At 66.9% G+C, this 12272-nt stretch carries 13 protein-coding genes and 3 pseudogenes; 8 read left to right on the forward strand and 8 right to left on the reverse strand.

Annotation, left to right across the window (positions count from 1 at the left end; translation table 11 throughout):
- Positions 1 to 262: 262 nt before the first annotated feature.
- Positions 263 to 562 (reverse strand): annotated as a pseudogene (locus ACTWQC_RS35275) (phosphotransferase); the annotation flags it as partial.
- Between ACTWQC_RS35275 and ACTWQC_RS35280 the strand changes: the two are divergent.
- Genes ACTWQC_RS35280 through ACTWQC_RS35290 form a run of 3 tightly spaced genes read left to right on the forward strand, consistent with a single transcriptional unit; the run spans position 506 to position 1909 of the window.
- Positions 506 to 1216: a DegT/DnrJ/EryC1/StrS family aminotransferase gene (locus ACTWQC_RS35280; protein ID WP_443319954.1), complete on the forward strand. Its 711-nt coding sequence runs from the start codon at positions 506 to 508 to the stop codon at positions 1214 to 1216. The pseudogene ACTWQC_RS35275 and the gene ACTWQC_RS35280 sit on opposite strands and share 57 nt — an antisense overlap.
- Before the next feature lie 37 nt (positions 1217 to 1253).
- Positions 1254 to 1457 carry a hypothetical protein gene (locus ACTWQC_RS35285; RefSeq protein WP_443319955.1) on the forward strand — a complete coding sequence of 68 codons (204 nt, stop codon included), beginning with the start codon at positions 1254 to 1256 and terminating at the stop codon, positions 1455 to 1457.
- Positions 1454 to 1909, forward strand: coding sequence for an NUDIX hydrolase (locus tag ACTWQC_RS35290; RefSeq protein ID WP_443319956.1), 456 nt, complete (start codon positions 1454 to 1456; stop codon positions 1907 to 1909). The genes ACTWQC_RS35285 and ACTWQC_RS35290 overlap by 4 nt, the downstream gene beginning before the upstream one ends.
- A 546-nt stretch (positions 1910 to 2455) precedes the next feature.
- Here the strand turns inward: ACTWQC_RS35290 and ACTWQC_RS35295 are convergent.
- Positions 2456 to 2710 carry a hypothetical protein gene (locus ACTWQC_RS35295; RefSeq protein WP_443319957.1) on the reverse strand — a complete coding sequence of 85 codons (255 nt, stop codon included), beginning with the start codon at positions 2708 to 2710 and terminating at the stop codon, positions 2456 to 2458.
- Between ACTWQC_RS35295 and ACTWQC_RS35300 the strand changes: the two genes are divergently transcribed.
- The 4 genes from ACTWQC_RS35300 to ACTWQC_RS35315 all read left to right on the forward strand — a co-directional run bounded on the left by ACTWQC_RS35300 (position 2709) and on the right by ACTWQC_RS35315 (position 5377).
- Positions 2709 to 3218, forward strand: a complete 510-nt coding sequence (locus ACTWQC_RS35300) for a hypothetical protein (RefSeq protein WP_443319958.1) — start codon at positions 2709 to 2711, stop codon at positions 3216 to 3218. The two genes, ACTWQC_RS35295 and ACTWQC_RS35300, sit on opposite strands and share 2 nt — an antisense overlap.
- 269 nt (positions 3219 to 3487) lie before the next feature.
- Positions 3488 to 3877: a hypothetical protein gene (locus ACTWQC_RS35305; protein ID WP_443319959.1), complete on the forward strand. Its 390-nt coding sequence runs from the start codon at positions 3488 to 3490 to the stop codon at positions 3875 to 3877.
- 66 nt (positions 3878 to 3943) lie between these two features.
- Complete coding sequence (locus ACTWQC_RS35310; RefSeq protein ID WP_443319960.1) at positions 3944 to 4690, forward strand: DUF6308 family protein; 747 nt, start codon at positions 3944 to 3946, stop codon at positions 4688 to 4690.
- A 93-nt stretch (positions 4691 to 4783) separates the two neighbouring features.
- On the forward strand, positions 4784 to 5377 hold the full coding sequence (locus ACTWQC_RS35315) for a pyridoxamine 5'-phosphate oxidase family protein (protein ID WP_443319961.1): 594 nt from the start codon (positions 4784 to 4786) through the stop codon (positions 5375 to 5377).
- 90 nt (positions 5378 to 5467) lie between these two features.
- Here the strand turns inward: ACTWQC_RS35315 and ACTWQC_RS35320 are convergent.
- The 4 genes and pseudogenes from ACTWQC_RS35320 to ACTWQC_RS35335 all read right to left on the reverse strand — a co-directional run bounded on the left by ACTWQC_RS35320 (position 5468) and on the right by ACTWQC_RS35335 (position 10166).
- Positions 5468 to 6677 (reverse strand): annotated as a pseudogene (locus tag ACTWQC_RS35320) (IS256 family transposase).
- A 406-nt stretch (positions 6678 to 7083) separates the two neighbouring features.
- Positions 7084 to 7833 carry a hypothetical protein gene (locus tag ACTWQC_RS35325; RefSeq protein WP_443319962.1) on the reverse strand — a complete coding sequence of 250 codons (750 nt, stop codon included), beginning with the start codon at positions 7831 to 7833 and terminating at the stop codon, positions 7084 to 7086.
- A complete protein-coding gene (locus ACTWQC_RS35330) occupies positions 7787 to 9589 on the reverse strand; it encodes a DUF6531 domain-containing protein (protein ID WP_443319963.1) in 1803 nt (600 codons plus the stop codon). The genes ACTWQC_RS35325 and ACTWQC_RS35330 overlap by 47 nt, the downstream gene beginning before the upstream one ends.
- Before the next feature lie 160 nt (positions 9590 to 9749).
- Positions 9750 to 10166, reverse strand: coding sequence for a hypothetical protein (locus ACTWQC_RS35335; protein ID WP_443319964.1), 417 nt, complete (start codon positions 10164 to 10166; stop codon positions 9750 to 9752).
- Positions 10167 to 10187: 21 nt separating this feature from the next.
- Between ACTWQC_RS35335 and ACTWQC_RS35340 the strand changes: the two are divergent.
- Positions 10188 to 10574: pseudogene (locus ACTWQC_RS35340) on the forward strand (transposase); the annotation flags it as partial.
- A gap of 59 nt (positions 10575 to 10633) precedes the next feature.
- On the opposite strand, the gene ACTWQC_RS35345 reads toward ACTWQC_RS35340, so the two are convergent.
- Both ACTWQC_RS35345 and ACTWQC_RS35350 read right to left on the reverse strand, forming a co-directional pair.
- Positions 10634 to 11176, reverse strand: coding sequence for a GNAT family N-acetyltransferase (locus tag ACTWQC_RS35345; RefSeq protein ID WP_443319965.1), 543 nt, complete (start codon positions 11174 to 11176; stop codon positions 10634 to 10636).
- Positions 11177 to 11301: 125 nt separating this feature from the next.
- Entirely contained in the window at positions 11302 to 12072 is a 771-nt protein-coding gene (locus ACTWQC_RS35350; protein ID WP_443319966.1) for a transposase family protein, read from the reverse strand.
- Positions 12073 to 12272: the final 200 nt, after the last annotated feature.

The raw sequence follows: 12272 nt of genomic DNA on the forward strand, positions 1-12272 counted from the left end.
CCGTCCCCCGCCAACACCCGGCCGACTCCGCAGGGGCGGAGTCCGACACTCGCCGATCATGGTAGGTTCCTGAACTCGATATGCCGTGGGCATGTCAAAAGTATGGGTGAAAGGAACTCATGCGTTTGATCAAGATCATTATCAGGCTTCAAAAAGGTCTGCCCTAAGCGCTGACCAAGCTGGCCTCCTGGGCGCCGATCGATACTCCCGGTCGGCGCCCAGCCCCGCTACTAGGCGGTGGCCCGGTCCCGGCAGATGATCTCGGCGCAGGGATGCTCGGCCAGCCAGGCCGCGAACGTCTCGCGATCCAGGGTCGCGGAAACTGCTCGGAGGGCTCGCCGAGGCGCTGCGGGACAGGGACCGGCAGCGGAAGGTGCGGGGCGAGAGCCGGCAGCCAGGCATGCTCCTTGCGCAGCAGCGCGTCCGCAGACTGCGTCGCCCAGGGCAACCGGACGGCGAGGTCGTCACCGAGCCGCCACAGCTGGTTGTCCCAACCACGCGCGCCATGTCCCGCCGGTCTCGTTGCGGAGCCTGGTGGTGGTCTTGTCGTGGTAGCCGAGATGACAGCGGGCAGCTCGACCTCGCCGACGCCGCACGCCGCATCACCGCCCGCACCAAGGCGGTCGTCGCCGTGCACCTGTGGGGCATTCCCGAGGACATGGACGCGCTCGCCGCGTTCGCCCAGGAGCGTGGGCTGATGCTGCTGGAGGACGCATCCCACGCGCACGGCGCCCCCTGGGGAGGTCAGCGCACCGGCAGCTTCGGCACCGCCGCCGCGTTCAGCCTCAACGGCCCCAAGCCCCTCTCCGCCGGGGAGGGCGGGCTGGTCGCCACCGACGACAGCGAGATCTATTACCGGGTGCTGCTGCACGGTCAGTACAACAAGCGCTGCCGCCGCGAGATCCCCGCCGACCACCCACTCGCCGAGTACGCGGTCACCGGCATGGGCCTCAAGCTCCGCATCCACCCGCTGGCCGCCGCCCTGGCCCGCACCCAGCTGCACCGGCTCGGCAACTACCTCACGGACGGGCGGCGATCGCTCAGCGCTTGTGCGCAGCCCTGCAGGACGTGCCGGGCATCCGCGTGCCGCGGCTGCCGGACCGGGCGGTTCCTGCCTGGTACGCGCTGCCGCTGCGGTACGAGCCGGCGAGCTCGGCGGGCTGCCTATCGAGCGGTTCCTGGACGCTCTGCACGCCGAGGGCGCCACCGCCGCTGACCTGCCGGGCTCCACCCGCCCCCTGGCTGATCATCCGTTGTTCCAGCACCCCGGGGTCCTGCTGCCCGGATACGCTGACCACCAAGGCCCCACCAAGGGGGACTTCGCCGACGCCGAGCAGGTGCACGGCACGACGCTGAAGCTCCCGGTGTGGCATCGCGAGACGGACATCCCTCTCGCCGACGCCTACACCACGGCCCTTGCCAAGGTCGCCACCCACCACAAGGACCTGCTGGTATGAGCGCACCCGTGGACACCGCCCTGATCACCGAGCTCACTGAGGCCGCTGCCCGCGACGGCATCACCAAGATCGTCGTCGGCGCCGTCATCCCCGACGCGGACGGCAACGTGCTGCTGTTGCACCGCACCGCCGACGACTACCTCGGCGGGCTGTGGGAGCTTCCCTCCGGCAGTATCGAGGCGGCCGAGACCCTGATCGACGCCCTGCACCGGGAGGTCGAAGAGGAGACCGGCCTCAAAGTCACCGCCGTCGGCGACTACCTGGGCCACTTCGACTACCTCTCCAAGAGCGGCAAGAAGACCCGCCAATTCAACTTCGCCGCCACCGCGGCCGGGGAGACGGTCAAGCTCACCGAGCACGACGCCCACGAGTGGGCCGACCACACCGGCCAGGAGAAGACCTCAAGCGCCGTACAGAACGTGCTGGAAGCCCGGCGCGAGCGCCCGGCCTAATAACCCTCGCTTCCCGCACAGATGTCCGCCCTTGCCGCCTGCCCCTTCCCCGGTGGGGGCGGCGCCCCGGCCGGTCGACCTGCAGCCCGGCATTGGCTCTGTCGGCTGGTACCGGCATCACCCTGGCCATCGTGGCCCACACCTTCCTCGCCGCAATATCCGCTCAGGCCGGAGCCGACGCAACGGAGGCCGGAGAAACGGATCCCCCTCGTTCCCCTCACGCTGGCAGAGGTCCGGCGACTACTGGCAGCTGACCATCCCCGGTCAGCGACGGGCCACCTATCCGACATGCGCTGAGCTGTCATCGAGGCGTTAGCAGAGGTTGGCTTCATCGAAGGAATGCAGCGTTGGAAAGATCCAGCGTTTCACCGAGAACGTTCCTCACTACGACGAGGGCGAATGCGCCATTCCGGCGTCGACGTGAGCAGGGGGCGGCTGAGTGGGCGGGGCTGGCCTGCGGTGCAGTAGTGCCAATTATGGCGCAGACCAGGTTTCGTTACCCCGATTTCAGTTGACCGCCGAACGCGCCACAAGATTTCCTCAATGTCATGCGCGCGTCTGCATGACTCGTGTGCTCCAGGCGATCGAAAGCCGGCCGACGCACACCGTGACGGCCGGACCGACAGCAAGGAGGACCATGAAAATACGGAAGCGAATGTCCTTACGGGTTATCGCGAGCGCAGCGATGATCCTGGCTGCCTGTGGCGTCACCAGTGCTCCGACAGCGTATGGAGCCACCAGCAGCACCCAACTGGCGCCGTACGCCGATTCGGTGCCGGAGGGTGCGGTGAAGGCGGGCATGAACGTCGGCGGGATCGATGAGGAAGCGGCCCGCAAGGCAGGCAACAAGGTCCGGATCGAGGGCGATGAGAAGGTCCTCATCGACGGCAAGACCGGGGCTGAGATCGCCCGCATCCCCGCGGACGCGGACCAGGCTCGTGAACAGGCGCTCTCGCCCAGGAACGTGGTCACGGGAAACTGCGGGCTCTCCTACTTCTTCCTGCAGGACGACCCGAATCCTCAGCAGTACGAGTGGATCACAGGATTCATCGTCAACGGCTCCGCGTACGACTTCGCCTGGTACGTGAACACCCGGGGCGAGTGGGACAGCGGCGTTTACAACTACGAATGGGAAGACGTCGGTCCGATGTGGCCGGACTCGGAATGGTCCTCGGAAATCCAGACCGACGACACCACCGCTCCTGGCGGAACGTACCATTACGGACGCGTCACATCCGGGACGGCCTACCTGGTGGACGGCCGGGTGTGCTTCTCCGGTTATCCGAACCACTCCGACTACGTGTACTGACGTGAGTTGACTCCACTGCGGTGCTGGCGGCCGGCCATCGCTCCGCCGCCGGCACCGCGTCAGCGCAAGGGGGAACCATGCATGCAAGTGGCCTGCGGCCCGCGGCACACGTCTCGCGTTCGCCATGGCGGTCCACCTTGGAACCCGTGGAGGCTCCCGCCACTGCCTCGCGCGTCCTGCTGGCAAGCGAAACCGAACGCGCACGCAAACGCACCAGTGACCGCCAGGGAGAAGTGGTCCGCGAGGATACCGGGACACGTTCCCGGCTGATGACGGCGTACCTTCCCCACATCGACGCCGCAGACCCGCCCCCCTGGCCCCTCACGGGAACCGCGCGGCTGCTCGTCGAGGCCGAGCACAGCAGCCATGTCCTGCCCCCCACCATCAAGTCGCCGGCCGGCGAACCCGTCACCTGCCGCGTGGCGGACGCCGAGTACCCGGGCACGCGCGTCGGCCCCCACCACGACAAGCACGGCTCCTGGGACTGGTCCCTCACCCTTCCCGATATCACGCTGCACGTGGACACAGGACCCGCAACCTGCACCATCCGAATCAGCGGAGAAGACCTTCCCGAGGTGCGCCACTACGTGCCGGCCCCACTAGACGCGTACTGGACAGGGCGAGCCGGTCTCCTGGAACTCCTCGCCCAGCGCGACTGACCCAACAACCACCGCGCAGTCCGATGACAGCGGCCGCTGCGGTACGGACGGCTCCAGCTGAGCCCCATGGCCCAGTCCCTCGATCACGGCTTTGCCGTCGGGTGTTTTGTCGCCCGCGGAGTGGCCGGCAACCATGGTGCCGCCCTAGCCTCACCCGGTGACCGAGCCGAGAAGAAGCATCGCCGACTTACGTTCCTGTGCGGCGCAGCACCTGCAGACCTACACCGACCCCTCGGGAGAAAGGGCCTTTGCCACCTACGACCGGCAAGGCGATCCCTGCGTCCTCACTCCCCTGGCTGTCTGGCGCCGGCCCTGTTGAGCGTGCCCATCGGGTACCGGCAGGTGGTGCCGCTGTTCCGTCCGGACGGGCCGGGCGCGCTGGTGCTTCAGGCGATGCAGGCCGTGCTGGATTCGGCTGCCGGGCGTTCCGCGACCTTTCTCGAGGCTGACCTCCGCGCTGGTGAGGGCGCGTGGGCACTGGTCGATCAGGCGCTGATCGCGTCGGGCGAAGCAGGCGGGCACGGCGTGCCAGGGTTCAAGGCTGTGTCGGTGACGAAGATCCTTCATCGCAAGCGGCCTCATCTGGTTCCGATCTTCGACACAACCGTGTACCGCTTCTACACCGGGCAGGCGCCACCCTATGGGCCTTACCGGGACACTCCCAGGCGCTTGTGGCCTCTGTTGCAGGCAGATCTGCGCGCCAACCAAGAATGGCTTGAGGAACACGCCTCACCCCTGCGCACCCCCGACGGCCGGAGCAAGTGTCAAGACTTGTGGATCACGTACGAGGCGCCGCTCACCCGGTCTGGTTGATCGTGATCTGGGCTGGCGCTGGTCGATCCCCTTGGTGCGTGATCCCTGCCTCGTGCCGCGTGGGAGGGATCAACGGCCCGTCATAATCGGCGTATGGGAAAGAGCTACGAGCCGATAGACGGCAGGCTGCGTGCCTTCATCGAGGCGCAGCACATCTTCTTCACCGCGACGGCGCCGCTGGACGGCGGGGGCACCGTCAACCTTTCGCCTAAAGGCTTGAATGGCTCGTTCGCTGTGCTCGACGAACTCACCGTGGCCTACCTCGATTTCGCTGGCAGCAACGCCGAGACGATCGCCCATCTGCGCGAGAATGGCCGCATCACCCTGATGTGGTGCGCCTTCGAGGGTCCGCCCAACATCGTGCGCGTGCACGGCCGCGGAGAGCCGGTCTTCCGCGACGATGCGCGATGGGTGGAGCTGATGGGGTCCTTCCCGGACATCGACCCGACCCTGCACGGCCTGCGAGCGATCATCGTCGTGACCGCAGAGAAGATCCGCGACACCTGCGGGTACGCCGTCCCGTGCATGACCTATGACGAGGACCGCTCGCTGCACGCGTCGCGCTTCGCGCGCGAGACTGATGAGTCGCTCGACGTGTACTTCCAGAAGAAGGAGCACATCGCGACCAGCATCGACGGCCTGCCGGGGTTGCCGCTGCCACTGCCACCGCTTCGGCTCACCGAATAACACCCAGCCTCTGGAGCGGAGACCACGGCGGACCTGCCCGGAAGACAGTCATGCCACCCGAGCTTCCCCTCGTTCGACCAGGTGGCCTCGTTAGAAGCGGGCTCCGGCGCGCACCAGGGCGACGAGGTGGGGTGCGTTCACGGCCCGCCACCTGTGCTGGGCGGACTCGACGAGCTTGAAGACCATGGCCAAGGCGGCGGCCGCACTGCCGGCGCCTCGGGTGACCTTGGTCCGCAGCCGGACGGTGGCGAAGGGCGACTCGATCGGATTCGTCGTGCGCAAGTGGATCCAGTGTTCGGCGGGGAAGTCGTAGAACGCCAGCAGCTCGTCGACGTCGTCAGTGATTTTCTTGACGGCCTTGGGGAACTTCGCGCCGTAGGCCGCGGCGAACGCGGTGATGGCCTTGAGCGCGTGGTCGCGGTCTTCGGCGTTGTAGATCTCCTGCAGGACCTTCTTCGCGCCGGGCTGGGCCGACTTCGGCAGGGCGTTCGCGACATTGGCGATCTTGTGAACCCAGCACCTTTGATGGCGGGCCTCGGGAATACCTCGGCCAGGGCCTTCCAGAAGCCCAGGGCGCCGTCGCCGACCGCCAAGACCGGGGCCCGCATGCCCCGGCGTGCACAGTCGCGTAGTAGATCCGCCCACGAGTCGGCGGATTCGCGGTACCCGTCGCTCATGGCGATCAGCTCTTTGGTGCCGTCCGCGCGCACGCCCATCAGCACGAGCCCGCACGACTGCGCCTCGCGCAGGCGTATGCGCAGGTGGATGCCGTCGGCCCACACATAGACGTAGTCGCTGCCGGACAGGTCGCGTTCGCCGAACGCCTGGTGGTCTGCCTGCCACTGCTGGGTGAGCCGGGTGACCGTCGCCGCCGACAGGCCGGCCGTCGATCCGAGGAACTGCTCCAGCGCGGGCACGAAGTCCCCGGACGACAGGCCGTGCAGATAGAGCAGCGGCAGCACCTCGCTGATTTTGGGGGACTTGCGGCACCACGGCGGCAGGATCGCCGAGGAGAACCGCTTACGCTCGCCCGTCTCTGCATCGACACGTTTGTCGTCACCCGCGGGGCCTTCACCTCGACCGACCCGGCCGCGGTGGTGACCTTCCTCGGCTGGTGGTAGCCGTTGCGCACGACCAGGCGGCGTCCAGCCTCGTCCCTCTGGCCGGCCAACTCAGCTACAAAGGCATTGACTTCGGCCTCCAGGGCTGCGGCCAGCATCCGCCTCGCACGCTCCCGGACGATGTCGTCGATCAGGGAGCCGGTCTCGGTTGTTCCATCGGCATTCACTCCGCTCAGCACGGGCGTGCCTTCCCGACCGACGGTGCAACGTCGGCCTACTCGATGACCAGAAGTCGATCACTCGGGAAGGTACGCCCTTCGCGTCCAGCCCGAAACCGATCCACAGGTCATGAGCATTGCTCGTTGGTCCAGAGCATCCCAGGTGTAGTGCCATGTGCGTGTGCCGCCGGAGAGGAGTTTGCGGCTGGCCCGGATGATCCTTCCCTGCCGGTCGTGCTCGTAGGTGGTGCGGCCCTTTCGCCTCAGTCGTAGGCCGTCGTAGCTGCGGTCGGTGTTGTCTTCTTCCGCCGGGAGGCTGGGCGTCAGGCGGGTGGTGAGGAGGCTGCCGCTGCTGTCGTATGCATAGTCTTCGCGCTGGCTGCTGGAGATGACAGTGGTGGGGCATCCTGCCTCGTCGAGGGTGAATCTACGCGGGCCGGTGAGGGTAATCGTCGATGTCCGTGACCAGTCCGTCGGGGCGGAATCCGTAGGCGCGGCGCCCGAGCGTCTGCGCAGGAGAGGTTGCTCCGTGTGCGGTGCGGGTCAGCAGTTGCTCGGTGAGGCGGTGGGAGGAGTCCCAGGACTGGGTCAGCACGGCGGCGTCGGCCAGGCGTCGTTCGGTTTCGCGGCCGGCTATGTCGTAGTGGAGCTGGATGCTGCGACCGGCTGTCCGCAGCGCGGTGAGGTGGTTGTCGGCGTCGTATTCCCATGCGGTGACGGCACCGGCGGGGGTGCGTCGGCGTGTGCGTCGGCCGAGTTGGTCGTAGGAGAGTTCCAGGGAGCGGCCGTTGCAGGTTTCGCTGAGGACGGCTCCCAGGGCGTCGCGCCGGTAGGTGATCGTGGCCTGGGAGTTGGTTGCGGTCAGCAGGCGGCCTGCTGCGTCGTAGGTGTACTGGGTGTCGCCCTGGTCGGTGCTGCGCCGTATGAGGTCGCCGCGGGCGTTGAATTGTGCGCGGATGCTCTGGCCGACTCCGTTGATGCGCTCCAGAGGTTGTCCGGCCAGGTCGTAGCGGTAGGTAGTGGTCCTGCCGTTGAAGTCCTGTTCGCCTACGACCTGTCCTGCGGCGTCGTATTCGTAGGTCCAGGTATGGCCCTGAACGTTGGTGACGCTGGTCAGGCGGAGCTCGGTGTCATAGGTGTAGGTGAGCCGGGTGCCGTCGGGCTGGGTGAGGGCCATCGGCAGTGAGAAGGGGCCCGGTTCGTAGCGCGTGGCGTTGCCGGCGGCGTTGGTGTAGGCGAGGAGGTTGCCTTCGGCGTCGTGCTGCCATCGCTCGGTGGATCCGTCGGGCAGTGTCTGGGAGACCAGGCGCCCGGTCGGGGCGCCAGGCCAGGTGGGTTCGTGCGCCGAGGGGGTCGGTGATGGTGACGACGTTGCCGAAGCGGTCGCGCGTGTAGGTGGTGACTCCGCCGAGGGGGTCGGTGATGGCTGTGGGCAGGCCGGTGGGGTCGGTGGTTATTCGGCGCATCGCGCCGGTGGGGTCGGTGACCTTTCGTCGCGCTCCACGGTCGTCGTAGTCGAACCGGGTGACCGCGCCGGCCGGGTTCTCCTTTGCGGTGAGGCGTCCTTGGGTGTCGTAGGTGTGCCGCCACCGTCCGCCGTCGGGTTCGGTGATGGTGACCGGCTGGCCCAAGTCGTTGTACTCGGCGCTCAGGATCGCGCCGTCGGGCAGCTCGATCGTTTGCGTGTTGCCCGCGGCGTCGTAGTGGTAGGTGGTGGTGCGGCCGATCGGATCGGTGGTGGAGAGGAGCCGGTCGAAGCGGTCCCACTCGCGTAGCGTGACGGCGCCGAGCGCGTCGGTCTCGCGCACGACCTGGTAGGCCTCGTTGAGGTCGAAGGTCGTGCGGTGTCCCAGGGAGTCGGTGTAGACGGTCTGGCGGGGCTCGTCGAGATAGGCGAAGGTGCTGGCGAAGTAGCCGTCTGAGCCGAGAGTGCGGATGCAGCGGCCTTGCAGGTCGTAGGTGTAGGCGAAGCAGGTGCCGACGCGGTCTTCCCATCCGGTGATGCGCCGCTGGTCGTCGTAGGACAGCGTGAGCGGCTGTCCGGATGCGTCGTAGATCTCGCTGAGATTGCCGTGCTGGTCGTAGCCGTAGCGCGTGATCACGGTGTGGTCGGGGCCGCTGCGCAGGGTGAGCTGGCTGACGTGTCCTTCATGGACCGTGATGCCGACGTGGTAGCCGCCTGTGTGGAGTATTTCGGCTGGACTGCCGTCGTGGTAGCGGAACGTGATGGCGTTTGAGTTGCGGTCCGTGATGGATGTGATCGGTAGTTCGGCTCGTGGTGCCCCGTCTACGGGGGCGAAGTGAAGCTTCTGGCCGGTCTCCGGCTGTTCCACGCCCATGGATGCCCCGGCGGTGCCCGACCAGTGCAGCGGCCATCGCGGGCCTTCCACCGGCATCACCGGTGCGCCTGGCTCTGGCACGGGGGAGTGCAGGACCATGCCGTCGTCGGTGGTGAAGCGTACGCCGTGGTCGTCGAGGATAAGACGCTGGTCGAGGGTGGAGGTCCACGACGGGCCGAACCACCGTCCCCCGCTTCTGGCTCCGGTGCGGTAATGCCGGGCGATTATCAGTGGGAGGATGCCGGGCAGGAAGAGGTCGGTGTCGGAGGTGACCATCTCGCCGGTCGCCACGTCGATGGGGTCGTTCTTGCAGAACAGCTTGACCATCTGACGGGCAGACGCGCGGGCACCTTTGCCCAGCCCCTTGGCGGCAAGCGCCGCACCCTTGAGACCGGTCTTGGCCAGTGCTTTGGCTCCCTTGGCCAGACCGCCGAGGGTGGTCAGACCCTTCATACCGGGGATACAGTCCAGGGCCGCGAAAGCCACGTCCCACAGCAACGCTTGGCCGTTGGCGTATTTGTGGAGGGTGTCGGCGAGGACGACCAGGGCGGCGATGAGGACGATGGCGCCGAGGATCGGACCACCGATGATCATGGCGATGATGCCGACGATCGCGACGACGACCTTGCAGACCGCGACAATGGTGTCCCAGTTATCCGAAACCCAGTCGATAGCCTCCTCCCACCAACTGCGGTTCTGAATCCCCGCGTCGGAGGCCTCTTCCAGCTTCTTCTTCGCCTTCGTCGCCGCGTCCTCACGCAGCTTCTTGGCATCCGCGCCATCTTCTTCGCCGCATCCAGGGCGCCGACTGGGCGTTGCCCACAGCCGTTTGAGCCACGTCCTTGGAGTTCTTGGCGTCGGTGGCGTTGCGGGTCGCGGCGCGGACTTCCTTCTCCTCCGGCGGGGGAACATCCTTCGTCTTCCCCGAATCCTCGTACTCCTTGGCCTTCTTGTTCGCCCGGTCCACCCAGCCATTCACCGTGTCCAACCGCGTGTTCGCGGAGGCAAGGTCACGCCGGGCCTCACGGCCCTCCCCCAGCGCCCGCTTCGAATCGTCCTGCGCCTTCTCCAACTCCGGCCAGTACGCCGCCAAAGCGTCCCCGGCCAAGTCATAGGACTTCTTCAGCTTCCGCAGATTCTTCGGAACATCCTCGAACTCCGCAGTGAACACGTCCGCGGACTTGCCCGCCCACCGAAGCTCCTGGGCCGCTACGGCGTCGGCCCGGACACCGCGGCCGCGTTGGTGATAGCGGTCGGCGACAACCCGGACCGGATGGGCAGTGAGGCATCCTTCGCCGCGCTCTGCGGAGTCAGCCCGGTGGAGGCGTCCTCAGGCAAGACCCAGCGCCGCAGGCTCAACCGCGGTGGAGACCGCCAAGCCAACTCCGCTCTCTACACCATCGTCCTGGCCCGCCTGCGCTGGGGCACTCGCACCCGCGGCTATGTGGAGCGGCGCGTCAGGGAGGGGAAGACCTGTCGCGAAGCCATCCGCTGCCTCAAACGTTACGTCGCACGCGAGATCTACCAGACGATCGTCCCGCCCAGAAGCACGGTGGCACCCCCACCAACTGCTGCTTGATATCCATAGGGGCATCAAACTCGCGGTTCGCTACGAGGCTACCGTCCTCGTTGCCGCCATCAACGAGTGGTTGTGACGTACTGGTCCGACGACAACTCGAACACCCGTACTCGCCGACCGCAGGTGGGATTGACGGTCTCACGGACCGGATGCATCCCCAGTTTGGTCGTGATCCGTTCGGAGGCGTCGTTGCCCACCTGAGTGATGCTGACGATCCGCTCCAGTCCTCGCCCTTCGAACCCGAACCGTACAGCGGCCGCAGCGGCCTCGGTGGCCAAGCCCTGCCCCCAGTGGGGACGTCCCAGCCGCCAGCCGACCTCAACCGCCGGCAGTACCTCCGGCAAGAAGTCGGGCACCGAAAGGCCGGTGAACCCGGCCAGCTCGCCAGTGGACCGGATCTCCACGGCGAACAGGCCGAAGCCCTGTGACTCCCACTCTCTCTCCCATGCCTGGATCCCGCCGCGAGTCTGTTGTTCGTCACGGACGCTGCCGTCACGGATCCACCGCATGACCTCGGGGTCGGCATTGACGGCAGCCATGGGCGCAACGTCTTCCTCGCGCCAGCGACGCAGGATCAAACGGGGAGTCTCAAGCGTGACCATCCAATCATTCTGGATCACAAATGAGCTCTCCACCATCCTCACCAGGCACTTTCGATACACGCCCTAAAGCGTGTTGCAGAAGGCCGTGATCATGCAGCCTGAGCTGGGGCGGTTGGCGTATCTGGTCAGGCGGCGAGGGCGAGATTGTGCATGCGGGCAACGGCCTGGACGGCGTGGTGGAGGCCGTCGCCGTGCTGCCGGCAGTCACGGAGGATCTTGTAGTTCTTCATCCGGGCGAAGGTGTGCTCGACGCGGGCGCGTACCTTGCGGTGCTCGGCGTTGTCCTCTTCCTCGCCTTTCAGCAGCGGCCGTCCGGGGCGTTTGCGGTGCGGCACGACCAGTCCCGTATTGATGTACGCGCCGTCGCCGAGCACCGTCACGTTCTGGCAGTGCTCAGCCAGACCCGAGTCCCGCCAGGCCTTCGCATCGGCGGTTGTCCCAGGGACCGGGCGAGCCGCCGCCATCACGAGGCGGGTGTCCGCGTCCACGATGACCTGCACATTCGCCGAGAACCGGTAGTTGCGCGAGGAGGCGCCGACGCCGCGGTCGCGAACCGGGACGAGCGTGCCGTCGACGATCCAGAGCCGTCCCACCGAATCGGCCGGCGCCCGCACTGGCTCGAGCGCAAGCAGCGGGCCGAGCCGTTGGATCACCCGGCACACGGTGGCAGGTGAGATGCCGAACAGCGGGGCGAGCTGTCGCATGGTGAGGTTCGTGCGGTAGTAGACGGCCACCAACAGCACCCGCTCGGCCAGCGGCAGTCGCCACGGGCGTCCCCAGCCGCAGCCCTCACCGCCCCGCTCCCGCACCACCTTCAGCAATCGCCCGAACTGATCAACCCGCAGCCCAGTGAACGTCTCCACCCACACCCGCTCGGCCCTCAACACCCCACCCATACAAGAGAAATGCCCTGATCACGGCGTTCTGCAACACGCTTTAGCCGACGCATTATGAGCCCCCTTCTTTGCCGGCTTGGATTCAAGGGATCGTCGCAACACGTGATCACTGACGTGTGGTGGTGAGCAGTTTAGACAGGCGCTCGGCTGGGGTTTCCCAGCCGAGCGTCTTGCGTGGGCGGCCGTTGAGTTCGGTAGCG

It is taken from the genome of Streptomyces sp. 8N616 (genome assembly GCF_052246385.1).
Lineage (GTDB): Bacteria > Actinomycetota > Actinomycetes > Streptomycetales > Streptomycetaceae > Streptomyces.

Coding starts and splice junctions, on each gene's coding strand:
- ACTWQC_RS35280 (WP_443319954.1), top strand. CDS start 506: ATGTCCCGCCGGTCTCGTTGCGGAGCCTGGTGGTGGTCTTGTCGTGGT.
- ACTWQC_RS35290 (WP_443319956.1), top strand. CDS start 1,454: ATGAGCGCACCCGTGGACACCGCCCTGATCACCGAGCTCACTGAGGCC.
- ACTWQC_RS35300 (WP_443319958.1), top strand. CDS start 2,709: ATGAACGTCGGCGGGATCGATGAGGAAGCGGCCCGCAAGGCAGGCAAC.
- ACTWQC_RS35295 (WP_443319957.1), bottom strand. CDS start 2,710: ATGCCCGCCTTCACCGCACCCTCCGGCACCGAATCGGCGTACGGCGCC.
- ACTWQC_RS35305 (WP_443319959.1), top strand. CDS start 3,488: ATGACGGCGTACCTTCCCCACATCGACGCCGCAGACCCGCCCCCCTGG.
- ACTWQC_RS35310 (WP_443319960.1), top strand. CDS start 3,944: ATGGCCCAGTCCCTCGATCACGGCTTTGCCGTCGGGTGTTTTGTCGCC.
- ACTWQC_RS35315 (WP_443319961.1), top strand. CDS start 4,784: ATGGGAAAGAGCTACGAGCCGATAGACGGCAGGCTGCGTGCCTTCATC.
- ACTWQC_RS35325 (WP_443319962.1), bottom strand. CDS start 7,833: ATGGCCCTCACCCAGCCCGACGGCACCCGGCTCACCTACACCTATGAC.
- ACTWQC_RS35330 (WP_443319963.1), bottom strand. CDS start 9,589: ATGATCATCGGTGGTCCGATCCTCGGCGCCATCGTCCTCATCGCCGCC.
- ACTWQC_RS35345 (WP_443319965.1), bottom strand. CDS start 11,176: ATGGTCACGCTTGAGACTCCCCGTTTGATCCTGCGTCGCTGGCGCGAG.
- ACTWQC_RS35350 (WP_443319966.1), bottom strand. CDS start 12,072: ATGGGTGGGGTGTTGAGGGCCGAGCGGGTGTGGGTGGAGACGTTCACT.